The 26,729-nt window shown below is 66.2% G+C and carries 25 protein-coding genes; 5 read left to right on the forward strand and 20 right to left on the reverse strand.

Going from position 1 to position 26,729, the window contains the following annotated elements; all coding sequences use genetic code 11:
- Window positions 1–19: 19 nt before the first annotated feature.
- Genes MMF98_RS06110 through MMF98_RS06120 form a run of 3 tightly spaced genes read left to right on the forward strand, consistent with a single transcriptional unit; the run spans window position 20 to window position 1,930 of the window.
- Window positions 20–574 (forward strand): flavodoxin family protein, encoded by a 555-nt coding sequence (locus MMF98_RS06110; RefSeq protein ID WP_243305334.1) that lies wholly within the window; start codon window positions 20–22, stop codon window positions 572–574.
- 26 nt (window positions 575–600) lie between these two features.
- Window positions 601–1,008, forward strand: a complete 408-nt coding sequence (locus tag MMF98_RS06115) for an OsmC family protein (protein ID WP_243305337.1) — start codon at window positions 601–603, stop codon at window positions 1,006–1,008.
- A 37-nt stretch (window positions 1,009–1,045) separates the two neighbouring features.
- Window positions 1,046–1,930, forward strand: coding sequence for a pirin family protein (locus tag MMF98_RS06120; protein ID WP_243305339.1), 885 nt, complete (start codon window positions 1,046–1,048; stop codon window positions 1,928–1,930).
- Window positions 1,931–1,949: 19 nt separating this feature from the next.
- On the opposite strand, the gene MMF98_RS06125 is transcribed toward MMF98_RS06120, so the two are convergent.
- From MMF98_RS06125 to MMF98_RS06140, 4 genes are all read right to left on the reverse strand, one after another.
- Window positions 1,950–2,345, reverse strand: coding sequence for a RidA family protein (locus tag MMF98_RS06125; RefSeq protein WP_243305341.1), 396 nt, complete (start codon window positions 2,343–2,345; stop codon window positions 1,950–1,952).
- A 55-nt stretch (window positions 2,346–2,400) separates the two neighbouring features.
- The gene (locus tag MMF98_RS06130; RefSeq protein WP_243305343.1) at window positions 2,401–3,360 is read right to left on the reverse strand and encodes a tripartite tricarboxylate transporter substrate binding protein; all 960 of its coding nucleotides are present in this window, start codon (window positions 3,358–3,360) and stop codon (window positions 2,401–2,403) included.
- Window positions 3,361–3,443: 83 nt separating this feature from the next.
- Window positions 3,444–4,142: a Crp/Fnr family transcriptional regulator gene (locus MMF98_RS06135; RefSeq protein ID WP_243305345.1), complete on the reverse strand. Its 699-nt coding sequence runs from the start codon at window positions 4,140–4,142 to the stop codon at window positions 3,444–3,446.
- Window positions 4,143–4,252: 110 nt separating this feature from the next.
- Window positions 4,253–4,990 (reverse strand): sulfurtransferase, encoded by a 738-nt coding sequence (locus tag MMF98_RS06140; protein WP_243305347.1) that lies wholly within the window; start codon window positions 4,988–4,990, stop codon window positions 4,253–4,255.
- Between the two features lie 119 nt (window positions 4,991–5,109).
- Here MMF98_RS06140 and MMF98_RS06145 point away from each other — a divergent pair, with 119 nt between their 5' ends.
- Window positions 5,110–6,813, forward strand: a complete 1,704-nt coding sequence (locus tag MMF98_RS06145) for a diguanylate cyclase domain-containing protein (protein WP_243305349.1) — start codon at window positions 5,110–5,112, stop codon at window positions 6,811–6,813.
- 51 nt (window positions 6,814–6,864) lie between these two features.
- Window positions 6,865–10,365: a DNA polymerase III subunit alpha gene (dnaE, locus tag MMF98_RS06150; RefSeq protein ID WP_243305351.1), complete on the forward strand. Its 3,501-nt coding sequence runs from the start codon at window positions 6,865–6,867 to the stop codon at window positions 10,363–10,365.
- Window positions 10,366–10,444: 79 nt separating this feature from the next.
- Here the strand turns inward: dnaE and tolA are convergent, their stop codons facing one another.
- The 16 genes from tolA to pilV all read right to left on the reverse strand — a co-directional run bounded on the left by tolA (window position 10,445) and on the right by pilV (window position 26,614).
- Window positions 10,445–11,266, reverse strand: a complete 822-nt coding sequence (tolA, locus tag MMF98_RS06155) for a cell envelope integrity protein TolA (RefSeq protein ID WP_243305353.1) — start codon at window positions 11,264–11,266, stop codon at window positions 10,445–10,447.
- Between the two features lie 16 nt (window positions 11,267–11,282).
- A complete protein-coding gene (locus MMF98_RS06160; RefSeq protein WP_243305355.1) occupies window positions 11,283–11,723 on the reverse strand; it encodes an ExbD/TolR family protein in 441 nt (146 codons plus the stop codon).
- A 15-nt stretch (window positions 11,724–11,738) separates the two neighbouring features.
- A complete protein-coding gene (gene tolQ / locus MMF98_RS06165; RefSeq protein ID WP_243305357.1) occupies window positions 11,739–12,431 on the reverse strand; it encodes a protein TolQ in 693 nt (230 codons plus the stop codon).
- Window positions 12,428–12,850 (reverse strand): tol-pal system-associated acyl-CoA thioesterase, encoded by a 423-nt coding sequence (gene ybgC / locus MMF98_RS06170; RefSeq protein ID WP_243305359.1) that lies wholly within the window; start codon window positions 12,848–12,850, stop codon window positions 12,428–12,430. Before ybgC ends, tolQ begins: the two co-directional genes overlap by 4 nt.
- Before the next feature lie 61 nt (window positions 12,851–12,911).
- Window positions 12,912–14,096 (reverse strand): pyridoxal phosphate-dependent aminotransferase, encoded by a 1,185-nt coding sequence (locus tag MMF98_RS06175; RefSeq protein ID WP_243305361.1) that lies wholly within the window; start codon window positions 14,094–14,096, stop codon window positions 12,912–12,914.
- Window positions 14,096–14,629, reverse strand: coding sequence for a transcription antitermination factor NusB (gene nusB / locus MMF98_RS06180; RefSeq protein ID WP_243305363.1), 534 nt, complete (start codon window positions 14,627–14,629; stop codon window positions 14,096–14,098). Before nusB ends, MMF98_RS06175 begins: the two co-directional genes overlap by 1 nt.
- Window positions 14,626–15,090, reverse strand: coding sequence for a 6,7-dimethyl-8-ribityllumazine synthase (gene ribH, locus MMF98_RS06185; protein ID WP_243305365.1), 465 nt, complete (start codon window positions 15,088–15,090; stop codon window positions 14,626–14,628). Before ribH ends, nusB begins: the two co-directional genes overlap by 4 nt.
- Before the next feature lie 24 nt (window positions 15,091–15,114).
- Window positions 15,115–16,230: a bifunctional 3,4-dihydroxy-2-butanone-4-phosphate synthase/GTP cyclohydrolase II gene (gene ribBA, locus MMF98_RS06190; protein ID WP_243305367.1), complete on the reverse strand. Its 1,116-nt coding sequence runs from the start codon at window positions 16,228–16,230 to the stop codon at window positions 15,115–15,117.
- Window positions 16,227–16,901 carry a riboflavin synthase gene (locus tag MMF98_RS06195; protein ID WP_243305369.1) on the reverse strand — a complete coding sequence of 225 codons (675 nt, stop codon included), beginning with the start codon at window positions 16,899–16,901 and terminating at the stop codon, window positions 16,227–16,229. Before MMF98_RS06195 ends, ribBA begins: the two co-directional genes overlap by 4 nt.
- 98 nt (window positions 16,902–16,999) lie before the next feature.
- A complete protein-coding gene (gene ribD / locus MMF98_RS06200; RefSeq protein WP_243305372.1) occupies window positions 17,000–18,091 on the reverse strand; it encodes a bifunctional diaminohydroxyphosphoribosylaminopyrimidine deaminase/5-amino-6-(5-phosphoribosylamino)uracil reductase RibD in 1,092 nt (363 codons plus the stop codon).
- A 224-nt stretch (window positions 18,092–18,315) separates the two neighbouring features.
- Complete coding sequence (locus tag MMF98_RS06205; protein WP_243305375.1) at window positions 18,316–18,879, reverse strand: GspH/FimT family pseudopilin; 564 nt, start codon at window positions 18,877–18,879, stop codon at window positions 18,316–18,318.
- A complete protein-coding gene (locus MMF98_RS06210; protein ID WP_279343541.1) occupies window positions 18,867–19,322 on the reverse strand; it encodes a type IV pilin protein in 456 nt (151 codons plus the stop codon). The genes MMF98_RS06205 and MMF98_RS06210 overlap by 13 nt, the downstream gene beginning before the upstream one ends.
- Window positions 19,323–19,334: 12 nt before the next feature.
- Complete coding sequence (locus tag MMF98_RS06220) at window positions 19,335–24,350, reverse strand: PilC/PilY family type IV pilus protein (RefSeq protein ID WP_243305376.1); 5,016 nt, start codon at window positions 24,348–24,350, stop codon at window positions 19,335–19,337.
- 2 nt (window positions 24,351–24,352) lie between these two features.
- Window positions 24,353–24,985 carry a pilus assembly PilX family protein gene (locus MMF98_RS06225; protein ID WP_243305377.1) on the reverse strand — a complete coding sequence of 211 codons (633 nt, stop codon included), beginning with the start codon at window positions 24,983–24,985 and terminating at the stop codon, window positions 24,353–24,355.
- A 43-nt stretch (window positions 24,986–25,028) separates the two neighbouring features.
- The gene (locus MMF98_RS06230) at window positions 25,029–26,009 is read right to left on the reverse strand and encodes a PilW family protein (RefSeq protein WP_243305379.1); all 981 of its coding nucleotides are present in this window, start codon (window positions 26,007–26,009) and stop codon (window positions 25,029–25,031) included.
- Entirely contained in the window at window positions 26,006–26,614 is a 609-nt protein-coding gene (gene pilV, locus MMF98_RS06235) for a type IV pilus modification protein PilV (protein ID WP_243305380.1), read from the reverse strand. The genes MMF98_RS06230 and pilV overlap by 4 nt, the downstream gene beginning before the upstream one ends.
- Window positions 26,615–26,729: the final 115 nt, after the last annotated feature.

Here is a 26,729-nt window from a genome sequence, read left to right on the forward strand (position 1 = left end):
TGATGAACGGAACCCCACCATGACAACAGTGGCCGTGGTCTACCACTCCGGTTACGGACACACGCAGCGCATGGCGCAGGCCGTGGCGCAGGGCGCGGGCGCGGTGCTGGTGGCGATCGACGCCGACGGCAACCTGCCCCAGGGCGGCTGGGACACGCTCGCCGCGGCCGACGCGATCATCTTCGGCTCGCCCACCTACATGGGCAACGTGAGCTGGCAGTTCAAGAAATTCGCCGACGCATCGTCCAAGGTCTGGTTCGCCCAGGGCTGGAAGGACAAGCTGGCCGCGGGCTTCACCAACAGCGCCGGCATGAACGGCGACAAGCACGCCACGCTCACCACCTTGTTCACGCTCGCGATGCAGCACGCCATGATCTGGGTCAGCCAGGGCTTGATGCCGAGCAACACCAAGGCGGCCCGGCGCAACGACGTGAACTACCTGGTGTCGTACAGCGGCGCGATCGCGCAGTCGCCGTCCGACAGCAGCGCCGGCGACATGCTGCCCGGCGATCTTGAGACCGCCCGCCTGTTCGGCGAGCGCGTGGCGCAGGTTGCCGCCCGGATGCGCGGCTGATACATTGATTTCTTTTGGGAGCCGCCATGGCTGTTGAGCTCAGACGCGACCGCGCCGCCCCGATGGCGCAAACCCTCTCCATCCGCAGCCACTCGCTGACGGCGGATGCCAGCGTGCCCGAAGGCGGCACCGACGCCGGCCCGAGCCCGCACGACCTGTACGACGCGGCGCTCGGGGCCTGCAAGGCGCTCACCGTGCTGTGGTACGCGCGCAGGAAGGGCATCCCGGTGGACGACATGCACACCGTGATCGAGCGCGACGATTCGCAGGAGCGCGCCGGCACCTACCGCCTGGCCGCGAGGCTGCAGATCGGCGGGGACTTGACCGACGCCCAGCTGCAGGAGCTGCAGGCCGTGGCGCACAAATGCCCGGTGCACAAGCTGATGACGCAGGTGACCACCGAAATCACCACCCAGGTGGAGCGGCTGCCGTGACCGCCGCCCGCCGGATCGCCCACGAAGGAGCCCGCACATGACCATTCAACTCCAGCTCACGGGGCACGACAAGGACCTCGGCGGCGGCTTCCGGGTGCGCCGGCTGCTGCCCGCCGCGAAGCAGCGGTCGGTCGGCCCGTTCCTGTTCTTCGACCACTTCGGCCCGGTGACCGAGCTGCCGCAGGACAACCACGACGTGCGCCCGCACCCGCACATCGGCCTGGCCACGGTGACCTACCTGTTCGAGGGCGCGATGATGCACCGCGACAGCCTGGGCTCGGCGCAGCGCATCGAGCCCGGCGCCATCAACTGGATGACGGCCGGGCGCGGCATCGTGCATTCGGAGCGCCGGCCCGAGGACCTGCGCGACAAGACCTACGTGAACCACGGCCTGCAGCTCTGGGCCGCGCTGCCGCGCGCGCATGAAGAGGATGCGCCTTCGTTCACGCACACGCCGGCCGCGGCCATCCCCGAGGCGGTGGTGGGCGATGCGCGGGTGCGCGTGCTGATCGGCGAGGCCTTCGGCCGCCGCTCGCCGGTGGCGACGTTCACGAAGACGCTGTACCTCGACGTGCAGCTGCCCGCCGGCGGCGTGCTCGAACTGCCGCCGCTGGCGCAGGAGCTCGCGGTGTACCCGGTGGATGGCGATGTGACGCTGGGCGGCGAGGCCGTGCCGGCGCACACGATGGCGGTGCTGGCCTCGGGCATCACCGCGCGCATCGAGGCGGCCGCGCCCGTGCGGCTGATGGTGATCGGCGGCGACGCGCTCGACGGCCACCGCTTCATGTGGTGGAACTTCGTGTCCAGCCGCAAGGAGCGCATCGCCCAGGCCTCGGCCGACTGGGAGGCCCAAACCATGGGCCAGGTGCCGGGCGAGACCGAGTTCATCCCGCTGCCGCCGGCGCGCACGGCCGCCTCCTGAGGGCCGCTGCCGCGCGCCGTCAGTCCAGCATCGCCATCGCTTCCACTTCGAGCAGCAGCTCGGGCCGGGCCAGCGAGGCGACGCCGACCATGGTGCTCGCGGGCGGGCGGTCCGCCGCCAGGAAGGGCGCGCGGGCCGCGCGCACGATCACGGCCTTGTCGGGCGACAGGTCCTTCACGAAAAGCGTGGTCTTGACCACGTCGCGCATCGAGGCGCCGGCGTCGGCCAGCGCCGTCTCGAGGTTGGCATAGACCTGGCGGGTCTGGGCCGCGAGATCGCCCGCGCCCACCACGGCGCCGTCCGGGCCGTAGGCCACCTGGCCCGAGACCAGGATCGTCCGGCGATGGGTGGACTGCGCGACGTGGCTGAAGCCGTTGGGAGTGGCCAGGGCCGGCGGATTGTGAAAGCTGTTCATGGGGCAGGCAAAGAGGCGGGGAAGGGAAGAACTGGGCGGCACGGGCGCGCGGCGGTCAGTCGGCCGAGCGGAGCCCCAGGCGTTCGACCAGGGCTTTCTCGGAGGCGAACGCCTCCTGCGCAAAACGCGCGTAGTCCTCGCTGCCGAGGTAGAGCAGGGGCTGGTCGTAGCGCGCCAGCACCTGCAGGTGCTCGGGCTCCTGCATGGCCTTGCGGAAGGCGTCGTGCAGCACGCGCGTGACGTTCGGGTCCATGCCCTTGGGCCCGCCGATGCCGTAGGGGGCGCTGGAGACGAGGTTGTAGCCCAGCTCCTTCAGGGTCGGGGCATTCGGCCAGCGGCTCGTGCGCTCCGCGCCCCAGGTGGCCAGCAGGCGCAGATCGCCCTTGTCGACATGGGGGCCCCAGCCGGTGGCCTCCGAGGCCGACATCACGTGGCCGCCGAGCACCGCCTGCAGGTTGTCCGCCGTGCCGCGGTAGGGCACGTGGCGCAGCCGCACGCCGGCCGCGGCCGCCAGCTGCTCGGTGTTGAGGTGCGGGGTGCCGCCCACGCCCGCCGTGCCGTAGGTGATGGCGTCGGGGCGCTTGCGGGCGTCGTCGAGGTAGTCCTTGAGCGTCTTCCAGGGCGCATCGCTGCGCACCACGAGGCCGTAGGTGTAGCCTGAAACGCCGATCACATAGCTGAGGTCGCGCACCGGGTCCCAGGCCACCTTCTGCATGTGGGGCACGCGGAAGATGCCCATGGGCAGTTGCGACAGCGTGTAGCCGTCGGGCTTGGCCTGCAGCAGCGCGGTCACGCCCAGGGTGCCGGCCGCGCCCGGGCGGTTCTCGACGATCACCGGCTGGCCCAGGTGCCGGGCCGCCGCATTGGCCAGCACGCGCAGCGAGACATCGGTGGAGCCGCCGGCGGGCCAGGGCACGATCAGCCGGATCGGCCGGCTGGGAAAGGTGTCGGCATGGCCGCCGACCGGCGCGAAGGCCAACAGGGCGGCCGCCGCCCACAGCAGGATGTGTTTCATCGGTTCTCCTTGAGACCCGCGCAGTGTGGCGGCTGGCCGCTCGCGTGTCTGTCAGGTAATGAACAGAAGCGCGGGGGCGCCCATCAGAGCCGCGCAGCGGCCCGCAGGCGGGACAGGTCGGGCACGGCGATGCGCATCCGGCCCTGCGCCAGCAGGCCCCGGCGCGACAATTCGCTGAGCGCCTGCGCCACCCAGGGGCGGGTGGCGCCCACCATGCCGGCGATGGTTTCCTGGCTGATGCCCTCGATGAGCGCGCCGCCGCGGCCGTCGCCCGCCTCCGGCAGCTCGGCGAGCATCAGCAGCGCATCGATCAGCCGGTGGCTGACCGGCGCGGTGCTCAGGCGGATGGCGCGGTGCACGCCGGTCGACGCCATCCAGGCCAGCGCGCGCACCACGCTCCAGCCGAACTCGGGCACCTCGCCCACCAGGGCCTTCAGGTTGGAGGAGGTCAGGGTGAGCAGCGTGGCGTCGTCGATGCTTTCGGCCGACAGCACCTTGGGGCCGGCCGTCGCCGCGCCGATGAGGCCCAGCACATGCCCGGTGGACCACAGCCCGGTGGTCAGCTCGGTGCCTTCGGCCGTCGTGGCGAAGGTGCGCACCCGCCCCCGCTGCACGATGTAGATGTGCTCGCTTGTCTGCCCAGCGTCAAAGATCCGCGTGTGCGCGGGCACCCGCAGGGTCCGCGCCTTCGACAGGATCGCCGCGTGCTGCAGCAGCGCCGGCCCTTGCGCGGGGGGCGCCGGCTCAAGGTGCCGGGCCGGGGCGGCGGGGTCAGGGGCCATGATGGTGCGCGGCAGCGGCGGAGGGGCCGGTCATGCCGCACCGATGCCGCTGTTTTTGCAAAAAACAAGGAAAATCGGCCGGATGTCCTTGTCCAGCGGTCATTTCATGCTCACTTTTTAGTAGCGGACAGATCGGGCGCCAGCGCCTCGCGCTCGTCGAACACGAAGCAGGCGCCGCGGTAGTGCGCGCCGCCGGTGTCCTCGAAGTACTTGAGGATGCCGCCGTCGAGCTGGTAGACATGCTCGTGGCCGGCCTCGCGCATGAACAGCGCGGCTTTCTCGCAGCGGATGCCGCCGGTGCAGAAGCTCACCACGGTCTTGCCTTCGAGCTCGGCGCGGTGCTCGAGAAACGCCTGCGGGAACTCGGTGAACTTCGTGATGCGCCAGTCCACCGCGCCTTCGAAGGTGCCGTGGTCCACCTCGAACGCGTTGCGCGTGTCGAGCGTGACCACCGGGCGGCCGGCATCGTCGTGGCCCTGGTCGAGCCAGCGCCTGACCGTGGCGCTGTCCACGGCCGGCGCGCGGCCGGCGGCGGGCTGGATGGCCGGGTGGTCCATGCGGATGATTTCGCGCTTGAGCTTCACCAGAAGCTTGCCGAAGGGCTGGCGCGGCGACCAGCTTTCCTTGGCGGCGAGATCGGCAAAGCGCTGGTCGCCGCGCAGCCAGTCCAGGAAGCCGCGCACGTCCGCTGCCGCGCCGGCCAGGAACAGGTTGATGCCCTCGGGCGCGACCAGGCAGGTGCCCTTGAGCTGCCGCTGCCCGGCCTCGTGCCGCACGGCGGACTGCAGCCGCTCGGGGTCGGCGATCGGTGTGAATTTGTAAGCGGCGGCATTGCAGACGAGGGACATGGTTGGATTTTAAGAAATCACCGTGCACAATGCGGAAATCGTTCTGCAGAATAACCAATCACGAGGCAGCCCATCCGTTCCCGCCAGGCCGGCCGGGCGGCCCCAACCCGCGCTTTCCCATGCCTTTTCTTGCCGGATTCCATGCAGCCAGCTGGCTGCTGCTGGTGACGCTTGCCCTGTTCGCGGGGAAGGTTTTCGCAGCACCTGTTCTCTCTTTCGACCGGATGGAGCGCGCGGTGGATCTGCGCGGCCAGGCGGAATACGCCGTGATGCGGTCCGGCGCGCTGGATCCCCAGTCCGTCTGGGAGCTGCCGGGCACGGCCTTCAAGCGCGGCCGGCCCGACCTGATGCTCGATCTCCCCGAAGGCGCCATGCTGGTGATGCGCGTCGAGATCGACGTGCCGCAGATGCATGACCCCGACTACCTGGAGCTGCCCTCGGCGCGGCTTGACCGGGTGCGCTACTGGGCGCGCAGCAGCGGCAGCCCCTCGTGGCAGACCGCCGAGGCGGGCGACCGCGTGCCGCCGCCGCGCTGGTCGTTCTCCGGCCCTTATCCGGCCTTCGAGCTGCCGTCGGCCGGCCAGCGCACGCAGATCGTGCTGGCCATCGAGCACCGCGGCCTGCTCAACGTGCCGGTGCAGTGGGTCAGCGACCAGGTGTTCCGGGTCGAGCGCATGGGGCATGCGTTCAAGTTCGGCCTCATGACCGGGCTGGCGCTGGCGCTGGCCGCGGCCTGTGCCGTGGCGACCGCGCTGTTCAGGAAAACGGTGTTTGCGCTGCTATGCCTGTACACGCTGCTGATGGCGGTGCAGGTGGTCGCCAACAACGGCTACGGCGACATCTACCTCTGGCCGTGGATGCCCGAGCTGGACGATCCGGCCAAGCCCTTCGTCTCGATGCTGCTGTCCTGCCTGCTGGTGCCCCTGGTGGCGCTGGTGCTCAATGCCGACGTGCACAAGCATGCCTGGTGGGTGGGCGCCTGGCGCTGGGGCCTGGCCGGGCTGGTGTATGCGCTGGTGCAGGCCTGGCTGCTGCCGCCCGAGTGGCGGCTGCTGGCGGGCACGGCCTATGTGCTGTTCTCGCTGCTGTTCGCTGGCATCCTGTCGATGCATGGCGTGCTGCGCTCCGACGCCATGTCGGCCTGGGCGCTGGCGGGCACGGGGCTGATCGCCATGAGCACGCTGCTCGGGTACGCCGACTACACCGCGCTGCATGGCAGCGTGGTGCTCAACATGATCGGCACCGGCTGCCGCATGGGCTTCGTGGTCCTGATGCTGGGCGTGGCCGTGCAGCGGCACCGCTTCGGGCGCGACGTGCTGTCGCGGGCCCTGAGCGCCAGCGGCCGCGATGCGCTGACCGGCCTGCTCACGCGGCCGGGCTTCGAGCATGCCCTGGCCAAGTCCTCGCTGATGACGGAGCATGCCTCGGCCTTCTCGTCGGGCTTCATGGTGTGCGACCTGCGCAGCCTGGGCACGGTGCGCTCGGAGTACGGCGAGGACATCTGCGAGCGCGTACTGGTGCGCTTTGCCGCGGTGCTGCAGCGCACCCTGCACAGCGACTCGATCATCGGCCGCATCGGCTACGGGCGCTTTGCCGCCGTGCTGGTGCAGGACGTGGACACCTCCACGCTGCAGGCGACGGCCACGCAGGTGCTCACGCGCGTGCTGGCGCAGTCCGATCTGCCCGACTTCGTGCGCCAGCTCAAACTGCGCATGGTGCTGGCCCAGATGCCGCTGAGCCAGGTGCACCTGGCCGATCTCGAAAACCGCTGCAACAGTGTCATGCAGGGCGGCGATTCCGCGCGGGTGATCCGCTGGCTTTGAGAAGCCGGTTCCGAATCCGCCGTCCGGGATGAGCAGCCTAGAATCGGTGCCATGTTTGTTCACCTGCGCATCCACACCGAGTTCTCGGTGGTCGACGGCACCAACCGCGTCGATGACATCGTCAAGGCCGCGGCCGCCGACGGCCAGCCGGCCCTGGCCATCACCGATCTCAACAACCTGTTCGGCGCGATCAAGTTCTACAAGGCCGCGCGCGGCGCCGGCGTCAAGCCGCTGATCGGGGTCGAGGTCTTCCTCGAAGGCCTGGGCAAGGAGGCCAGCGCGCTGTCGCGCGTGCTGCTGCTGGTGCAGGGCCGCCAGGGCTATTTGAACCTGTCCGAGCTGCTGGCGCGCGCCTGGACGCAGAACGTGGTCAAGGCCCAGGCGGTGGTGAAGCTGGCCTGGCTGCGCGAGCTGGGCGAGGGCTTGATTCTGCTGTCGGGCGCGCAGGCCGGGCCGGTGGGCCAGGCGCTGGTGCAGGGCGACAACGAGCGCGCGGCCGAGGTCGCGCTGCAACTGGCCACGCTGTTCCCGCACCGCTTCTACCTCGAGCTGCAACGCGCCGGCCGCGCCGACGACGAGGCCCATGTGGCCGCCGCCGTGCAGCTGGCCGCGCGCATGAAGCTGCCGGTGGTGGCGACGCACCCGGTGCAGTTCCACGGCGCAGATGACTACGAGGCACACGAGGCGCGCGTCTGCATCTCCGAGGGCGAGATCCTCGGCAACCAGCGCCGCGTGCGCAAGTTCACGCGCGAGCAGTATTTCAAGCCGGCGGCGCAGATGCAGGCGCTGTTCGCCGACGTGCCCTCGGCGCTGGCCAATGCGCTGGAGATCGCGCGCCGCTGCAACCTCACGCTGGAGCTGGGCAAGCCACGCCTGCCCGACTACCCCACGCCCAACGGCATGCCGATCGAGGAGTACTTCCGCTTCGCTTCGCACGAGGGGCTGGACGAGCGGCTGGCGCACCTCTATCCCGACGAGGCCCGGCGCGCCACGGAGCGGCCGCGCTACCTGGAGCGGCTGGAGTTCGAGATCAACACCATCCTGAAGATGGGCTTCCCGGGCTACTTCCTGATCGTGGGCGACTTCATCAACTGGGCCAAGCGCAACGGCTGCCCGGTGGGCCCGGGCCGGGGCTCGGGCGCCGGCTCGCTGGTGGCCTATGCACTCAAGATCACCGACCTCGACCCGCTGCAGTACAAGCTGCTGTTCGAGCGCTTCCTGAACCCCGAGCGCGTGTCGATGCCCGACTTCGACATCGACTTCTGCCAGAGCAACCGCGGGCTGGTGATCGACTACGTGAAGGACAAGTACGGCAAGGACGCCGTGAGCCAGATCGCCACCTTCGGCACCATGGCCGCGCGCGCCGCCATCCGCGACGTGGGCCGCGTGATGGACATGAGCTACACCTTCTGCGACGGCATCTCCAAGCTCATCCCCAACAAGCCGGGCATGACGGTGACGCTGCAGTACCCGCCGCAGCCCAAGAAGGACGGCGACAAGAACAACTACGCCATCGAGATGGAGCCGCTGCTGGCCGAGCGCATCGAGCGCGAGGAGGAGGTGCGCACCCTGGTCGAGATGGCGCAGAAGCTCGAGGGCATGACGCGCAACGTCGGCATGCACGCCGGCGGCGTGCTGATCGCGCCGGGCAAGCTCACGGATTTCTGCCCGCTGTACCAGCAGCCCGGCAGCGACTCGGCGGTGAGCCAGTACGACAAGGACGACGTGGAGGCCGCGGGCCTCGTCAAGTTCGACTTTCTGGGCCTCGCCACGCTGACCATCCTGGAGATCGCCAAGGAGTTCATCGTCCGGCGCCACAAGGGCCAGGAGAACTTCGCGTTCGAGAACATCCCGCTCGACGACACGCGCACCTACAAGCTCTTTTCCGAGGGCAAGACCGAGGCCGTGTTCCAGTTTGAATCGCGCGGCATGCAGGGCATGCTGAAGGATGCGCGGCCGACGCGCCTGGAAGACCTGATCGCGCTCAACGCGCTGTACCGCCCGGGCCCGATGGACCTGATCCCCAGCTTCGTGGCGCGCAAGCACGGGCGCGAAGAGGTGGAGTACCCGCACCCGCTGGTGGCCGAGATGCTGTCCGAGACCTACGGCATCATGGTCTACCAGGAGCAGGTGATGCAGACGGCGCAGATCCTGGGCGGCTATTCGCTGGGCGGCGCCGACCTGCTGCGCCGCGCCATGGGCAAGAAGAAGGCCGAGGAGATGGCCGAGCACCGGCAGATCTTCCGCGTGGGCGCCGCCAAGAACGGCATCGGCGAGGACAAGGCCGACGAGATCTTCGATTTGATGGAGAAGTTCGCGGGCTACGGCTTCAACAAGTCGCACGCCGCCGCCTACTCGCTGCTGGCCTACCACACGGGCTGGCTCAAGGTGCACTACACGGCCGAGTTCTTCTGCGCCAACATGACCGTGGAAATGGACGACACCGACAAGCTCAAGGTGCTGTTCGAGGACGCGCAGAAGAACTTCGGCATCAGCTTCGAGCCGCCGGACGTGAACCGCGGCAACTACCGCTTCGAGCCGGTCACCGACAAGGTGATCCGCTACGGCCTGGGCGCGGTCAAGGGCACGGGCCAGCTGGCGGTGGAAGCCATCGTCGCAGCGCGGGAGGAGGGCGGCCCGTTCAAGAGCCTGTTCGATTTCTGCGTGCGGGTGGACCGCCAGCGCATCAACAAGCGCACGGTGGAAGCGCTGATCAAGGCCGGCGCCTTCGACGCGCTGCAGCTCAACCGCGCCGCGCTGGTGGCGTCGATCGACCGCGCCTTCGAATTCGCCAACGCCACCGAGGCCAATGCCAACCAGGGCGGGCTGTTCGATCTGGGCGACGACGCGCATGGCTCCAGCACGCAGGAGCCCGATCTGGTCGACACCCTGCCCTGGGGCGTGAAGGAGCGGCTGACGCAGGAGAAGACGGCCGTGGGCTTCTACCTCTCGGGCCATTTGTTCGACGAGGTCTCGCGCGAGGTGCGCCAGTTCGTCAAGCGTACGGTGGACGAACTGATCGACAGCCGCGAGCAGCAGATGATCGCCGGCGTCGTGAGCGACTTCCGCGTGATCAACGGCCAGCGCGGCAAGCTCGCACTGTTCAAGCTCGACGACAAATCGGCCTCGATCGAGGCCACGGCTGACGAGGCCGTGCTCAACACCTACCGCAACCTGCTCAAGGACGACGAGGTGCTGATCGTGAGCGGGCGCCTGCAGCCCGGGCGCGGCGGCTTCGAGCCGCGCTTCGTGGTGAGCCAGGTCTGGGACTTGGCGACGGCGCGCTGCCGCTTCGGCAAGTTCCTGCGCGTCGCGGTGAACGGCAAGGCGCCGGACATTCCGCGCCTGCTCAAGGAGTTTCCGGCCCGGCGCGAGATGTCGGAGCAGGGCGAGCTGGTGCGCGGCCTCGCGGTGCGGCTGGCCCTGGCGCGCGAGACGGCGTCGGCCGAGCTGCAACTCGGCGAGGAGGCCAAGTTCTTCCCGAGCGATGCCGCGCTGGCAAGCTGGATGGCGCAGGCCGACCAGGGGCAGGCGGCCATCGTCTACGAGTGATTTTTCAAGCGAAAACCGCCCGATGTCCAGGTGCAGTGGTCATCGGGTGCTATTGAAAGCATAGCACTCGGGCGGCCGCTCAGTCCTTGGGCCGGAAGCTGATGATGAGCGAGGAGGGCACCCGGCCGTCCACGTCGCGCGGCAGGGTTTCGGTCTTGACGATGGCGTTGAGCACCGCATCGTCCCAGGCCTTCACGCCGCTGGACTTGACCAGCCGGTTGCCGACGATGGTGCCGTCCGGCGCGGCGCGCACCTCGACCTCGGCCGTGGGGTTGCCGGCCATGTCTTCGGTGAACACGATGTTGGGCTTGATGCGCGCGCGGATGCGGCCGCCGTAGCTGGCCGACGGGCCGGACGACTGCAGCGCGCCGCCGTTCGAAGAGGGCGAACCGGTGGCGCCGGCCAGGCCGGCGATGCGCCGGAGGTTGTCCTGGCGTTGGGCTTCGAGCCGCCGGGCGTCTTCTTCGGCCTTGCGCTTGGCCTCCTGCTGTTCGAGCTTCTTCTTGTCGGCGGCAGCCTTTTCCGCTTTTTCCTTGTCGCGGGCCAGCTTCTCCTGCTCGAGGCGCTCCTGCTCGCGTTTCTTGTCGAGCTCGCGCTTCTTGCGGTCGCGCTCCAGCGCGATGTCGGCGTCCTTGACGACCGGCGGGGCGGGCTTCTCTTCGACCACCCGCGGCGGGGGCGGCGGAGGAGGCGCTTCCACGGGCTTGGGCGCGGCCTGCTGCGGCACGGCCGACCACAGCTCGGCCTCGACCGAGATGTCTTCCGCGTCGCGCTTCCAGTTCACGCCCCAGGTCAGCGCCGCCAGCAGCAGCACATGCGCCAGCAGCGCCAGGCCGAACGCGCGCAGCATGCCGGGCGGCGGCGGCGGCGCGAATTCGAGGCGGTCGGCGAGGCTGGGCATGGCCGGGCAGGGCTGTTTACTTGGCCAGTTGCACCGACAGGCCCACGCGCTGGATGCCCGCGCGCTGCAGCGTGTCCATGACCTTGACCACGGTTTCGTATTTGACGCTGCGGTCGGCGCTGATGACCACGGGCGCGGCGGCCGGGCCACCGGGCGCCTGACCCTGTGCCTGCTGCACCACCGCCGCCACTTCCTTGAGCGTGACCTGCGCGGACTTCTCGGGCGAGGCGGCGGTTTTCAGCTCGAGCGCCTCGTCCTTGCCGATGATGATCTGGATCACCTGGTCGGGCTGCTTGGCGGCCTTGCCCACGCTGGGCAGGTCGATCAGGCTGGGCGTGATCAGCGGCGCCGTGACCATGAAGATGATCAGCAGCACCAGCATCACGTCGATGAAGGGCACCATGTTGATTTCGCTGATGGTGCGGCGTCCGCGGCCCCGGGATGCGACGGCTGGCATGGCGTGCTCCTGCGCTCAGTGGCCCGAGGGCGAATGCGCGCCCAGGTTGCGCTGCAGGATGTTGGAGAACTCCTCGATGAAGGTCTCCAGCTTGATCGCCACGCGGTCGATGTCGCGCGCGAAGCGGTTGTAGGCCACCACGGCCGGAATGGCGGCGAACAGGCCGATGGCGGTGGCCACCAGCGCCTCGGCGATGCCGGGGGCCACGGTGGCCAGCGTGACCTGCGTGAGCGCGGTCAGGCCGGTGAAGGCGTGCATGATGCCCCAGACCGTGCCGAACAGGCCGACGTAGGGCGAGACCGAACCCACCGAGGCCAGGAACGACAGGTTGGACTCCACGGCATCGAGCTCGCGCTGGTAGCTCGCGCGCATGGCGCGGCGCGCACCGTCGAGCAGGGTGCCGGCGTCGGCGATGCGGCGCTCGCGCAGCTTCTGGTACTCGCGCATGCCGCTGGCGAAGATGCGTTCCATCGGGCCGGCGAGCTTGGCGTTCTGCGCCGCGGCGGAGAACAGGTCGTTCAGGCTGGTGCCCGACCAGAACTCGCGCTCGAAATCGTCGTTGAGCGATTTCACGCGCTTGAGCGCGAACAGCTTGCGGAAGATCGCGGCCCAGCTGGCCACCGAGACCGCCAGCAGCAGCAGCATGACGAGCTGCACCACCCAGCTCGCGTTGAGCGCCAGGTGGAGGATAGAGAGTTCCTGGTTCATGTCAGGGCTTCCAGTAGGTGATTCGGGATTCTCGCAGGCCGGAGCGTGGCGGCGTCGACCCAACCGATGCGGATGGTGCCATCACAGAGCAGGCCGTTGGGCTGCTCTGATTTTGATAGCGCCTGCTGGCCGATTATCAAGGACGCCCGGCCGATTTCCTGGAGGCCGGCGGTAACAAGAAGTTCATCGTCCAGCCGCGCCGGCCGGTGGTAGCGCACCGACGTCTCGCTGACCACGAACATGCCGCCGGTCTGCTCGCGCAGGCGCTGCTGCTCGATGCCGAGCGAGCGCAGCCACTCGGTGCGGGCGCGCTCGAAGAATTTCAGGTAGTTGGCGTAGAAGACGATGCCGCCGGCATCGGTGTCTTCCCAGTAGACGCGCAGAGGCCAGTGGAAGACCTGTTCGGCGGCCGGGCTCATTGGGTCGCCTCCATGCTTCGCACGGCGGTGCGAGCCCGGTTCGGAACGGCCGGGCGGGGGCTCATGCCAGCAGGGCCCGCAGCCGCGCCACCGATTCCTGCAGCTGGGCCATCGAGCTTGCGGTGGAGAAGCGGATGAACTTCTGCGTCTCGGCCGTGCCGAAGTCGCGGCCCGGCGTCACCGCCACGTGGGCGCGCTTCATGACCTCGAAGGCGAAGTCCCAGCTGCCCTGCAGGCCGAGCTTCGCGCAGGCGGCCGAGCAGTCGGCCCAGGCGTAGAACGCACCGTCGGGCATCACCGGCACGTCCAGGCCCAGGGCCTGCAGCTGCGGGATGAACCAGTCGCGCCGGGCCTTGAACTCGGCGCGGCGGCGTTCGTACTCGGCGATGCTCTCAGGCTCGAAGCAGGCCAGCGCGGCATGCTGCGACACGGTGCTGGCGCAGATGAACAGGTTCTGCGCCAGGCGTTCGATCACCGGCACCAGCGCCTCGGGTACCACCAGCCAGCCCAGGCGCCAGCCCGTCATGTTGAAGTACTTGGAGAAGCTGTTGATGCTGATGACCTGGTCGTCCAGCGCCAGCGCCGTCTGGCCGAAGGTGCTGTCGTAGCTCAGGCCCAGGTAGATCTCGTCGATCAGCGTGATGCCCTCGCGCTGGCGCACCACGTCATGGATGCGGCGCAGTTCGTCCGGGTGGATCGAGGTGCCGGTGGGGTTGGAGGGCGAGGCCAGCAGCACGCCGCGCGTGCGCGGCGTCCAGGCAGCCTGTACCTTGGCCGCGCTGAGCTGGAAGCGCTCCTCGGCCGAGGTGGGCACGAGCACGGCCCGGCCTTCGGCGGCGCTGACGAAGTGCCGGTTGCAGGGGTAGCTCGGGTCGGGCATCAGGATGTCGTCGCCAGCCTCGATCAGGGCCAGGCAGGCGAGCTGCAGCGCGGCCGAGGCGCCTGCGGTGATGACGATGCGCCGCGCCGGCACCTCGACGCCGAAGCGCTGCGCATACCAGCCGCTGATGCGCTCGCGCAAGGCCTCGAGCCCCGTGGCCTGGGTGTATTGCGTGGCGCCGTCGCGCACGGCCCGGGCCGCGGCTTCCTGCACCAGCGGCGGCGCGGTGAAGTCGGGCTCGCCGATGTTCAGGAAGATCATCGGCCGGTCGCTGTGCGCCACCTCGCGGGCCAGGGCGGAAGCGGCCTTGGCCACCTCCATCACGTAGAACGGCTCGATGCGCTCGGCGCGCGTGGAGATTCTCATCAGCGGGTCTTGCCTGCGGCCTTGTCGGCCTCCACCTCGACGGCGCGCAGCGTCGGCGCGAGGCCGTTGAGCACGGCATTGACGTACTTGTGGCCGTCGGTGCCGCCGAACTCCTTGGCGAGCTCGATGCACTCGTTGATCACCACGCGCCAGGGCACGTCCGCGCAGTGGCGGAATTCATAGACGCCGATCCACATCACGCCATGCTCGACGGGCGAGATTTCCTCGAGCTTGCGGTCGAGCAGGGGCAGGATCAGCGCATCCAGGTCGGCGGCTTCCTCGATGCAGCCGTGCAGCAATGCGTCGTAGTGCGCCGAATCGGCCTTGTGGAAACCGGCCAGGTCGCGCGTGAAGGTGTCGATGGCGGTGGCCTCGTTGCGGCCGACCAGGTGCTGGTACAGCGCCTGCAGCGCGAACTCGCGCGCGCGGCTGCGGTTGGATTTGCTGGCGGCCTTGCGTGCGCCGGTGCCGGTGAGGCCGGTGCGCGACTGGCGGGGCGGGCGCTTGGCGCCGGAGGCGGGCGTTTCGCTCATGACAGCTCGTCCAGCAGGTTGGCCATTTCCACGGCCACGCGCGCCGCGTCGCGGCCCTTGTCGGTCTGGCGGGCGATGGCCTGCTCCAGGTTCTCGGTGGTGAGGATGGCGTTGGCCACGGGCAGCTGGTAGTCCAGCGCGACGCGGCTCACGCCGGCGCCCGATTCGTTGGCCACCAGCTCGAAGTGGTAGGTCTCGCCGCGGATGATGCAGCCCAGCGCGATCAGCGCGTCGTACTGGTCCTTCTCGGCCAGCGCCTGCAGTGCCACCGGCACTTCGAGCGCGCCGGGCACCCGTACGTGGTCGATGCGCTTGTCCTGCACGCCCAGGGCCGCCAGCTCGGCCTTGCAGGCCTCGGCCAGCGCATTGGTGATGCTTTCGTTGAAGCGGGCCTGGACGATGCCGATGTAGAGGTCCTTGCCGTCGAGCCTGTCGGCCGTTCCCTTGTCTGCGCCAAACATGTGGGTGTGTTCCTTGTGTGTTTTTTACTTGGTGATGTGGCCGGTGATCTCGAGCCCGTAGCCGACCATGCTGGGCAGGCGGCGCGGGTTGCTCATGAGCCTCATCCTGTGGACGCCGCAGTCGCGCAGGATCTGCGCGCCGATGCCGTAGGTGCGCAGGTCCATGCGGCCGCGCTCGGGCGCCTGGGCCGCGCAGGCCGTGCCTTCGAACTGAGTCAGCAGCTGGGCCGCGCTCTCGCCGCAATTGAGCAGCACGGCCACGCCCTGGCCCTCCTGCGCGATGTGGCGCAGGCTCGCGTCCAGGCTCCAGGAGTGCATGGCGCGCCCGACCTCGAGCGCATCGAGCACCGACAGCGGCTCGTGCACGCGCACCGCCACGGCGTCGTCGGGGCCCCACTGGCCCCGCACCAGCGCCAGGTGCAGGCCCTGGCTGGGCTTGTCGCGCCAGGCATGGGCGGTGAATTCGCCGAACGCGGTCTGCAGCGTGCGGGTGCCGATTTTCTCGATCAGCGATTCGTGGCGGCTGCGGTGCTCGATCAGGTCGGCGATGGTGCCGATCTTGAGGCCGTGCTCGGCGGCGAACTGCTGCAGGTCGGGCAGCCGGGCCATGGTGCCGTCGTCCTTCATGATCTCGCAGATCACGGCGGCGGGCGTGCAGCCCGCCATGGCGGCGAAATCGCAGCCGGCCTCGGTGTGCCCCGCGCGCATCAGCACGCCGCCATCGACCGCCTGCAGCGGGAAGATGTGGCCGGGCTGCACCAGGTCTTCGGCCCGGGCGTTGGGGGCCACCGCGGCCTGCACGGTGCGCGCGCGGTCGGCGGCCGAGATGCCGGTGGTGACGCCCTCGGCGGCCTCGATCGAGACGGTGAAGGCCGTGCCCATCTTGGTGCCGTTGCGTGCCACCATGGGCGGCAGGCGCAGGCGCTCGCAGCGCTCGCGCGTGAGCGTGAGGCAGATCAGTCCGCGGCCGAAGCGTGCCATGAAGTTGATGGCTTCGGGCGTGACATGGTCGGCCGCCAGGACGAGGTCGCCCTCGTTCTCGCGGTCTTCTTCGTCGACCAGGATCACGATGCGCCCGGCGCGCATGTCGGCCACGATGTCTTCGACCGGGGAGATGGCCACGGGGGCGGGCTGGGTCATGGCGTTTCTTTCGGCGGGCGTTGTTGCGGATCGGCGCTGAGCATGCGCTCCACGTAGCGGGCGATCATGTCGATCTCGAGGTTCACCTGCGAGCCGGTGCGCAGCTGGCCCAGCGCTGTGTTCTGCACCGTGTGGGGAATCAGGTTGATGCTGACCTCGCTGCCGGCGGCCGAATCGGCGACGCGGTTGACGGTGAGGCTCGCGCCATTGATGGCGATGGAGCCCTTGTAGGCCAGGTACTTGCCCAGCTCGCACGGGGCCAGCACGCGCAGCTCCCAGCTCTCGCCCACCTCGGCGAAATGCGTGACCTGGCCGACGCCATCCACGTGGCCCGACATGATGTGCCCGCCCAGGCGGTCGTGCGCACGCAGGGCCTTTTCGAGGTTGATGGGGCCGGTGTGTGCCAGGCCCGCGGTCTTGCTCAGTGATTCGGCGGAAATGTCGACGCTGAACTGGCTGCGGGAGGGATCGAGGCTGGCGACGGTCATGCAGGCGCCGTTGAGCGCGATGCTGTCGCCCAGGCCGACATCGTCGAGGTAGCCGGCGGGGGCCTCCACGGCGAGGCGCTTGCCGTACCGCGAATCCTGAGGGGGTTGGCCAGGAGGTAAAGAGCTTTCCAGGTCGTGGACGGCGGCGATGCGCCCCACGCCGGTGATGATTCCGGTGAACATACCCCTATTTTCGCAGGGATTGGTGGTGATGGCTGGGGAAACCCTTAAAACCCGGCGCGGGCCTGCCGGTCCAGACCGGGCTTGCCGTCGGCTCCGGGCTAGAACGCGTCGCGCCCCGGGATGCGGGCGACGATGCGCAGATCGGGCCCCAGCAGGTCGGTGGACCTGAATTCCAGCGGCACGGCATCGCCCAGATGCGCCAGGGGCCCGAAGCTGGCCATGTCGCGCCCCTGGCCGATGAGCTTGGGGGCCAGGTAGACCACAAATTCGTCCACCAGGCCTTCGCGGACCAGTGAGCCATTGAGCTTGTGACCAGCCTCCACGTGAAGTTCGTTGACTTCGCGCCGGGCCAGATCCTGGAGCATGGCCGCCAGATCCACTTTGCCACCGGGGCCGGGCAGGTGGATCACGGTGGCGCCGCGCGCCTCGAGCGCGGCCTTCCTGGCATCGTTCTGGTGGGCGGCGTAGATGTACAGGGTCCGGCCAGGCAGGAAGAGTTGGGCGTCCAGCGGTGTTTCGAGCCGGCTGTCCACCACCACCAGATGGGGCTGGCGCGGGCTCTCGACCAGCCGCACGTCGAGCCGGGGGTTGTCTTCCAGTACGGTTCCGATGCCGGTGAGCACGGCACAGGAGCGGGCCCGCCAGGCATGTCCATCGGCGCGTGCGGCTTCGGAGGTGATCCACTGGCTGGTGCCGTCGAGCAACGCCGTCTTGCCGTCGAGTGACGCGGCGATCTTCATGCGAACCCAGGGTGTCTTGCGGATCATGCGGCTGAAGAATCCGATGTTGAGCTCTCGCGATTCGGCCGCTCCGGACCCGACCTCCACCTCCACGCCCGCGGCCCGCAGCCGTTCGAACCCCTGGCCCGACACCCGCGGATTGGGGTCGGCGATGGAGGCCACCACTTTCTTGATGCCCGCGGCGATCAGCGCGTCGCAGCAGGGGCCGGTGCGGCCGTGGTGGGAGCAGGGTTCGAGGGTGACGTAGGCGGTGGCGCCCCGCGTGTCCAAGCCTTGACGTGCGGCATCACGCAGCGCCACGATTTCAGCATGCGGCCCGCCTGCTTGCTGCGTGTAGCCTTGGCCGATGACTTGACCGCTGGGAGCAACCAGAATGGCACCCACCCGGGGGTTGGGAGAACTGATCCGCATTGCGTTGCGAGCGAGCGCAAGAGCTTGGGTGATTTCCATGGGGGAAAACGGGGCAGATGCCGATGTCAGTTTGCAGCGTTCTTTGATGCACGCGATGAATCATCCGCGAACCGCATGCTGCCGTGGGCCGAGTCAGGCAGGATGGAGGTCGAGGGGGGCTTCAGGCGATTTTCAAAGAAAAAATGCAGATTGTGCTTGTCGGATGGTTGTTTGATGCTATGGATTTTATAGCAATCGATGACGTTCCAGCGACGCTCCCGAGATCAGGTGTCGGCGGTGCAATTGGCCGTGGAGGGGTCGCAGAGGCGGGCTCGGCCCGTCAGATACACGATGACGTGTTTTTGCCTTGCTGTATCTGCAGAGGAAAATACCAAGCGGGTGCCGGCATTGCCCTGGAGAAAGCCGCGAGAGTCAAAGGACAAATTCGCTGGAACAGCGCCGCCGTTCTTTCCCGTGATGGTGAGTGCCGAATGAACGGCGCCTGACTGCGAAATCAACGTGTCGCTTCCGCTGTCGTAGCTGCCGTTGTTGTTGAGATCCACGTAAACCACCCAGCCTGCCGCCCAGTTCGTGCCGGATGCCGGCTGCACCGTGACGCGGCGGTTCTTGGCCAGGGCTTCGTTGCGTGCCTGCATGACATCTCCCAGAAGATTGCTGGCCGATGAAGCCAGTTTCTGGTTGAGCAACATGTTGCGGAAGCTGGGGGCGGCAAGACCCATGAGAATGGCTGCAATCGCAATGACCATCAGCAACTCGATGAGCGTGAACCCCAGCGCCCTGGCACGAGAGGCTTGAGGTGGGGCTGGGGCGCGAGTCATGGCCAGCATATCGTCGTATCCGCGACCTTGGTTCCGGCATTGCTCTTCAAGTCGCACTGCTTGTTGTTGCGGCTATCGAAGTAGAGGTAATTGATGCTGGAGTCGGCCTGCCTCGGCGTTGCCGTCAATTGGATGCAGGCCGTCAGGGCGTCGCTGCCGCATGCCTGGGCCGAAATGGTGCAGGCGCTTTTTGCCAGGCCGTCACCGGAAAATGCGGCCATGGGCGCAGACGTCGCCCCAGCAGTGAAAGCCACGTAGGTGTTTTGCTGCGTGAAATAACGCTCCTGCTGCTGCATGGTGCGCAACAAACCCGCCCGGCATTCGTTGCGCCGACCTTTCTCGATCTGCTTGACGTAACTTGGGTAGGCCACCGCAGCCAGGATCCCGATGATGGCCACCACAATCATGAGTTCTACCAATGTGAAGCCTGAGTTCTTGTCGTGTTTTTTCATGACTTTTCGTGGTTAGCGGTTAGTGCTGACGGAGTAAATGTCGCGAACCTCTCGCCAGTACACGCGACCGGCCGTCAGGTACTGCACGTCAACGGTGGAACTGATGAGTTTTCCATCCTGCCCGGGAACAATAACCCCTGCTTTCTTCGTGGCGACCCGTCGGCCGGACACGTTGCGATCCGAGTAGGAGGACAGGGTGGTGGTGGACGTGTCGATATCCAGCGGGACGGCGCGCCCATAGTACGCGTCACCTCCCAAGATGTTTCCTATCTTGGCACCGTTGGAAGTGGCTAGCGGGTAATGGTAAGACACGCCATTGTCCGTGCATTGAGATGCCGGAGGAATGCTGGATGTGAAATAGGCAATGCCGGAACTCAGTGGGGGGCTGATGACGATCCGTTCCGAAGAATATTTCAAATCCATGTACCAGCCGCGCTTGGCTCCCGTGGCGACAGAATAGGTCTGGGTCGATACCGTGACGGATTGGGTGGCTGTGATGTAGGCATTGGCACTCAGATCCGCCCGGGTCAGGTTGTAGCCAGCCGCCGTGGTCAGGCCGCTGTCCCATACGCCATAGATGGTTTGCTGGCTGGTGCTGGAGCGGTCGGGCGCTTCCAGGAGGCGGCCAGTGCCGAACACCACCATCTTCCCGCCACCGGGGTAGGCGGAAACGACCGGCGCCGTCGTGATGGGCTGCGCTGCGGCAGTCCCCGTGGTGCCGTCGCGGGCGGTGAACAAGGGCTTTTTGACGCTGGCGTTGTTGGTGTAGACGGCCGATGAGATCTTGCTCGAGCTGATGCCGTCAGGGAAGGCAATTTTCCAGACATTGCCCTGGAGGTCTCCCACGAAGAACTCCACGGCTTCCTGCGCGGACCCATAGTAGGCCCCGACGCCTCCCAGTCCATTGGCCACGGTGCTGCTGGCGGCGGGCAAGACGACTTTGAAGTAGTTGCTGTTCTCCGACCAGTTCGCGCCGGGTGCCTTGTTGAGGTCGAGGAAAAAAACCGCCTGGTCCGAAGAGGTGGTGTAGCGGCCAGCCCCGTCATTCTTGTAGTTGTTGTAGCCGCTGCTCACCATCAGGTAGTACTTGTAGCTCGCGGGGGAAGAGCCGGCTACCCTCATCTTGACGAACTTGGGAGAGGATAGGACATTGCCCATGGCCGGGTCATCCTTGTCGGTGAACTCGAACAAGACCTTTTCTTTGGTGAAGTTCAGGGGATCACTGACATCCAGTGCAAAGACGCCCTGTGCGCCGCCTCCCATACCGGAGGCCAGAATGGTTTTCCATCCGGTACTGGTCTTGGCTTCATCAATAACGGGTACCGCATCGACGAACAATTCGTGGATGTAGCCCTTGCTGGTCAGTCTGGGCAGGCGTGGTAGCACGGGGCCGGGAATGTAAGCAAACAACTCCTGTCCGTTGTCGGCACGGAAAGCATGCAGCATGCCATCGTTGGCGCCTGTATAGATAACCGGTGTGCGTGACTTCTTGGCGTTGAAATAGGCGGTGTAATCGTCGCTGGTAATGGTCGGGTTGGCGCCGGCCTTGTACTGCGGGCCCGAGTTGATGATGTCACCCATGACACTGACCCGGCTTCTGAAGGTGTCATCCAGTTCCTTGGTCCGGTCGCCCCGGAGGTAGTCCAGGCGGACCTGCCCAAGACTGTCGGTGACCGAGGGTGTTGTGTAAGGTACCTGATTGAACGAGGCGGGAAGACTCGCTCCGTTGCCCATGCCCGCATAGGTGAAGGTGGCGGCACTAGACAAGCTTTCGGATGTGCCTTGCAGGTAGGCGATGATATTCCGGTCCGCCGGTTTGACCTTGGGCGCTGCTACCACGCCAGTGTCGCGCGAGGCAGACGTCAGAATGGCGCCAGCGTCCCACACCACGGTAGGATCGCCCGCGATTGCAAAGGTCGTGGTGTTGAGGCTGATCCCCAGTTTCTTGACGGTGCCTGACCATTCGCCAGGAACAAAACTGGGCGCAAATTGATTGCCTTGGGGGTCGGTCGCTTTCAACTGATCGCTACTGGTGGCCACCGTGGCAAAGGAACTACCCGTGCGGGATGAATCGTCGAAAAACTGTTTGATGCCCGCCACCAGCCGCTGAGGCTGGCTGGCCAGCACGTAGCCCTTGGGCGCGCCTGAGGAATCAGCCCACTTGCTGGAAGCAGATGAGCCGCTGAAGGGGCTACCGTCCTGCTCACTGTCGGTGAAATAACCGTACTTGCCGGCCAGGTAGTAGCTGGTGGCCTTGATGTTGCTGTCGATGCTGCCGCGGTTGTTTTCGTCTACGTCGATCATGAAGGTCTTGACGCGTACCTTGTCCGTTGTGATGCCGCCTAGCACGTCCTGCCGGATGACCTGCGTATTGGCCCAGTACGACATGCCGGCCCAGTGATAGCTGTCATGGCTACCCGAACCCGTGGCGGTGGTGTCCAGGTTGCCCAGCGCCGAGTTGGGGGCCGGGTTTCCATTGGCCGCGCGGCTGTTGCCGCGCGGGTCGGTGTAGACCTTGCCGGCGTTGTTGCGCTCGAAGGAGTCGATGACCTGGGTCCAAGTGTGTGCATTGACGCCCGTGGTCGAGCCATTGATGGTGTTGGCTGTCGGGTATGCAAAGTCGAAAGGGGTACTTCCTTCGTTGAACATGGTGGTCTGTTCTGCCCGCGTGACGCCCGGCATGCTGCGAGCGTAGTGGGTGTTGGTGTCCCCGATGCCCATGATGTAGTTGTTGATCTGGCAGGCTGAGGTCAGCGGGTCCGTCCAGCTGGTGTAGACCGGATAACCGTCCTTCATGGCTTCCGTGATCGATGCGGTGGCACTGACAGTGGGAGGGAGGCCTTGCAGGTAGCGCAGGGACTCGTACCACAGCTCACCCGTGGGGTCGATGGTTTTGTAGGTGCCCGACTTGCCGAAGCGGTTCAGATAGTTGATGACACCGGTATAGGTGTACGAGGTGGAGACCGAGTCGTTGATCGGCTTGGTGATGAACACGCCGGTTGCTGGGTTCCATTCTCGTTCGGGGTTCGATTCCAGCACGCCGGCGGTGGTGTAGCGGTTCGGGCCCACATACTTCATCGGCGCACGCAGCACGCCGCCGTAGCGTGTCCCGCTGTTATCCATCAGATAGGAGAACACCGAGACGCGCAGCGACTCCGACTTCTGTTGAACCTGTCCTTCGGGTTTGTAACCCACGGTGCCATTGAAAACGTACTTGGTACAGTAGTTGTAGGAGTCCGACGTGCCGGAGCCATAGGTGACCAAACGGCTCGGCCCCTCGATGTCGTCACATACCAGGGCCCGAGGCTTGACGACAGCTCGTCCCGTCTGGGTATAGACATTCCAGACGGCTTGCTCGATATAGATCTTGTATTTCTGGTAGGACGAGTAGGTCAGGTACCAGAGCTGCTGGTCGTAGTTCTTGTAGTACGGGGCGTAGGTCCTGTAGTAGGGGACGTAGTCTCTGTAGAACGGGGTGTAATCGTTGTAGTAGGGGGCACCCTGGCTGTAGTTGATGTAGACGGTTTTCAGCGCCGTCGAATTGAGGTTGGCCCAGCTTAGCCCTTGATCGGTACAGAACTTGGTGGTGATATTGCTGGATGATCCCGCGCTTGTCGTGGAGTTTGAGCCTGTGGTCGACGAGAATCGGATGATCCGGGGCGAGGCCGTGTCTGTGCACACATAGCGGTTGCCCGTGCCCGTACCGTAGGGTGCGGTCGTTGTTGTGTTGGGCGCGCCGTTACCCTGATAGTCACGGGAATACAGGCCGGACGCTGTCCAGAGGTAGCCCCGGATGATGGGACCGCCGGGTTCATTGGCGGCGATCTCGGCAGCTGTGGGCGCCGTGGTCGTCGTACCGGTCACGACATAGCCGCGGATGACGGCAGGGGACTCAGCCGCGGCTGGCGGTACGACGGTGGAGGTGGTGCCGTCGGGCACATAACCTCGGATGACGGCCGGAGACTCTGCGGCAGCAATGGGCGTCGTCGTGGTGGTTTGCCCGGTCCAGTAGTAGCCCTGGATGGTTCGATCCTTGTCCGTGCCATAGGAAGTGGGGGCGGCGCTGGTTGCCGTGCCATTGAGCACATAGGTCGTGCTTTTCACCCCTTGGTCAGTAGTCCCGCCATTTTCCAGTGGTCCGAGTGGAGGGATGGTAAGTGACAAGACAGCTTTTCCTGCAGAGAACGTCTGCGTGTAAAGCGTGACCAGAGTGGATGGCCCCATTGTGGGCACCGTGGTGGTGTAGGCGCCGGTGTCTGTCCAAGTCGTTCCGATCGATTGCATTGGTGGGAACGTTGGAGTGGCCGTGGTGGTGCCGGAGGCCGTGGTGGAACTGGCGACGATGGGGCGTAGATCGGTGGTATCCGTCAGACTGGGTGCATCGCAGCCCTTGCCTGAGTTGGTGGTGAAAACCACTTGATCGTTGCAGTTGTAGGCGTAGACACTGGCGTTGTTGCTAAAGGGCGTGGCGCTGGCGACGTCTGCAGCGTTCAAGGCTCGGCGCCAGGGCGCCGCAGTGGTTCCGCGGTCGAGCACGGTACGGGTCTGTTCGTCGATGCCGCGGTCACCACCCGTCAGCGCGAGCCGCAGGATGTCGGGCGCGCTCATGGTGGCGTAGTTCAGATAGTTGCCGCTGAAGCCGGTACCGGCGCTGCCCATATTGCAACGGTGGCTGCCATCGGCGTCGCCGGTCGGTGTGAAAAAATCGGTGCCGGCACTAAAGTTGGCACTGGTACGCACGGTGCCGTAGCCGGGGTAGTCGTAGCAGCGCTGTGAATTGAAATAGCCGATGTATTCCTTGCTGCTGTCATAGGCGGCGTCCTTGTAGGCGCCTCCGGACGTCGGGTATTCCACGGACAGCGCCAGCACCACGTTGGCCGGCTGCTTGGTCGATACGAGCGGGCCATTGTCGAAGTCGATCGTGGGCGTGCCGGTGGATTGGGCCACGACGTGGTAGCCGATCAGAATGCCCAGGCCGACCAGCGCACCGGAAATCCAGACACGAGGGTTGTGGATCAGTTTTCTCATTGTCAGCACCCTGGTGTGGCAAGGGGTTTGAAGATCACGGCCTGAAGCATGACCTTGGTTTCGACGGAGGCGCCGTAGCCCACGGCGGTCACCAAAAATGCGGTTTCGCCCTGGCTGGCATTGATGGTACCGGCCGTGACGCCTGTGCCGGAATAGGTGACTGGTGCGGTGTCATAGTTGACCAGTTCGATGATGTAGCGAGGGGGCTGGGCGCTGATGCCGCCATCGCTTTGGGCGGTCAGGCTGGTTGTGCGGCCCGTGAATTCACCAAAGAGGGTATAGCGCCGGTTGTTGTCGTTGCTTTCCTCGAAATTGATGCTGGTGTACAGCGGGAGCGCCGTGCCTGGGTTCATTTCGCAAAGCCCGCGAGTCTTGTTGGCGGTGTTGTTGCCGCAACCGGAGACGAACAGGCCTTCGGTTTGCTTGGACCGAATGCTGCAGCGGGAGTTGGTGGCCGTGTTGGGGCCCATGATGTCCAGCTCTGCATCGCGCAAGGCCGCTTCGGCGCCCTGGAAGGCAATTTGCCTGTCCCGGTCGTTGCGCGACGAGCGTTCGGCCAGCATGGTCAGGCGGATGGAGGTGGCCGCGACGACAAAGACGACGCTCATCAGGCCGAGCACCAGAATGAGCGCCATCCCCCCTTGTTTGTGTTTTCTGTTCCTCGAATTCATGCAGCTCTCATTCAAGGTTGTTGCGAACGGCGATGTTGAACGCGAAAGCCCGGCGAAGTCTTCCATCGTTCGGTGGGGTAAATACCATCCCGGTCTCGGTGGAGGGGCTGCCGGATATCTTTGAAAACTCCTCTCCCAATGGGTAAAGGGCCGTGGCCTGCGTTTCGGCAGAGCCGGGCGCGCCGCGCAGCACCATTCCCACGCGGATCATTCGAACCTTGGGCCACAGGGCAGCGGTGCTGACCTGGGCCGCGTTCAGCCAGCGGTTGGGGGAGTTGTCGGCCGTGGCGCCGGTATCGGTATCAACGGCGTACACGATTTGAAGTGTTTCAACGCCTCCAACGAGGGGCCGGACTTGGGGGTTCCCTTGGACGATACATTGCAATTCAGGCTCCCCTGTGGAGCCCGTGCCCACCGTGAACAGGCTGAGGCCGATGTCGCTGGCGGTCAGGGGATAAGGGACGGGCGTGCCTTGGCAGTTGATGACGGAGCCGTCGCCGGTGGTGATGTCGGTTTGCCGGCTAGATCCGAAGTAACGCACGCCAAAGACGTCGCTGTTGTTGTTGGTTGTGCCTGAGTTGTCATCGGCGCTGTAGTCAGTGCCGGCACTGGGCGAGGCGACCGCCTTGGCATTGTTGTAGCCAAAGAGAGCGCGGTGCCCTAGCAAAGAAGGTGGCACGGGGGTGAACCGGGCAACGTCCCAGTTGTAAGAGGGAGCGAGGCCGGTTTGGAGCTGGGCGTATTGGTAGGTGTCCTGAAGGCCCGCTTGCCGGGTTGCCTGGCTGAACAACTCAAAAATGAAGCGCGCATTGTCCTGAAGGGCTTGGTTGGCGTCGGTGGTGCGGTAGGTGCCGGCAGATGTGGTGTAGAGCGCCAGCGCCGCGATGGTGATCAGGCTGATGATGACCAGCGACACCAGCAGTTCGACCAGGGTCAGGCCGGTTTGCAGGGCTTGGCGCACCCTGCCGCTTGCAAGGCGGCGAATCACAGGGCGGCTCCCGCTGGGCTGCCGGTGACGGGAACGACCAGGCGAGGGCGGTCGGTGCCATCGGTGATGCCGGTTTCCAGCGTGTTGCCACCGGCGCGCGCTGGCTTGCTGTCCCAGCCGATCTTCACCACCAGAACGCCCGTATTGCTGCAGTCCCATTTGAAAAGGCCTGCTGCGGTACCGGATGTTTCCCGGTAGGCGTTGTCAAAGCAAACGGTGACTTTTCCCCCTGGCAGGGCTTTGCGCGTTCTGTCGATCCATTCGCGCGTCTGGAAATCCGCAAACTGGGCGTTGGAGCAGTTGGCCGTGGCGCCCTTGCACTCGATGGCGGTGCCATAGCTGGTGTAGCTGCTTTTGTCGATGGCGGTGATTTTGTCGGTGGTGGTTCTGGCCGCCAGGCTGGGTATGGCGGTCAAGGCCTCCTGGTAATCGCGAATCAGCGAGGAGGCCACGGCGCTTTGCGATGCGTCCAGATTGCCTCGCAGGGCTTCGAGCTGCACCCCGACGACCGCCAAAAGTCCGAGCGACATCACGACGATGGCTACGAGGGCCTCAATCATGCTGAAGCCTGACTGTCCGTATCGAAAGCTTGAGCGTTTTCTCATGCGGGCAATCTAACAGGGCTCCCGACGGCGGCGGAGGGGGAGCCGACCGGTGGTAGCCAAAGGCGCGTCAACGGTCAGGAATCAATGCAGTTTTTGCTCTGGCCTGTGGTCCGAA

This window comes from Variovorax terrae (assembly GCF_022809125.1).
GTDB classification, from domain to species: Bacteria; Pseudomonadota; Gammaproteobacteria; order Burkholderiales; family Burkholderiaceae_C; genus Variovorax_A; species Variovorax_A terrae.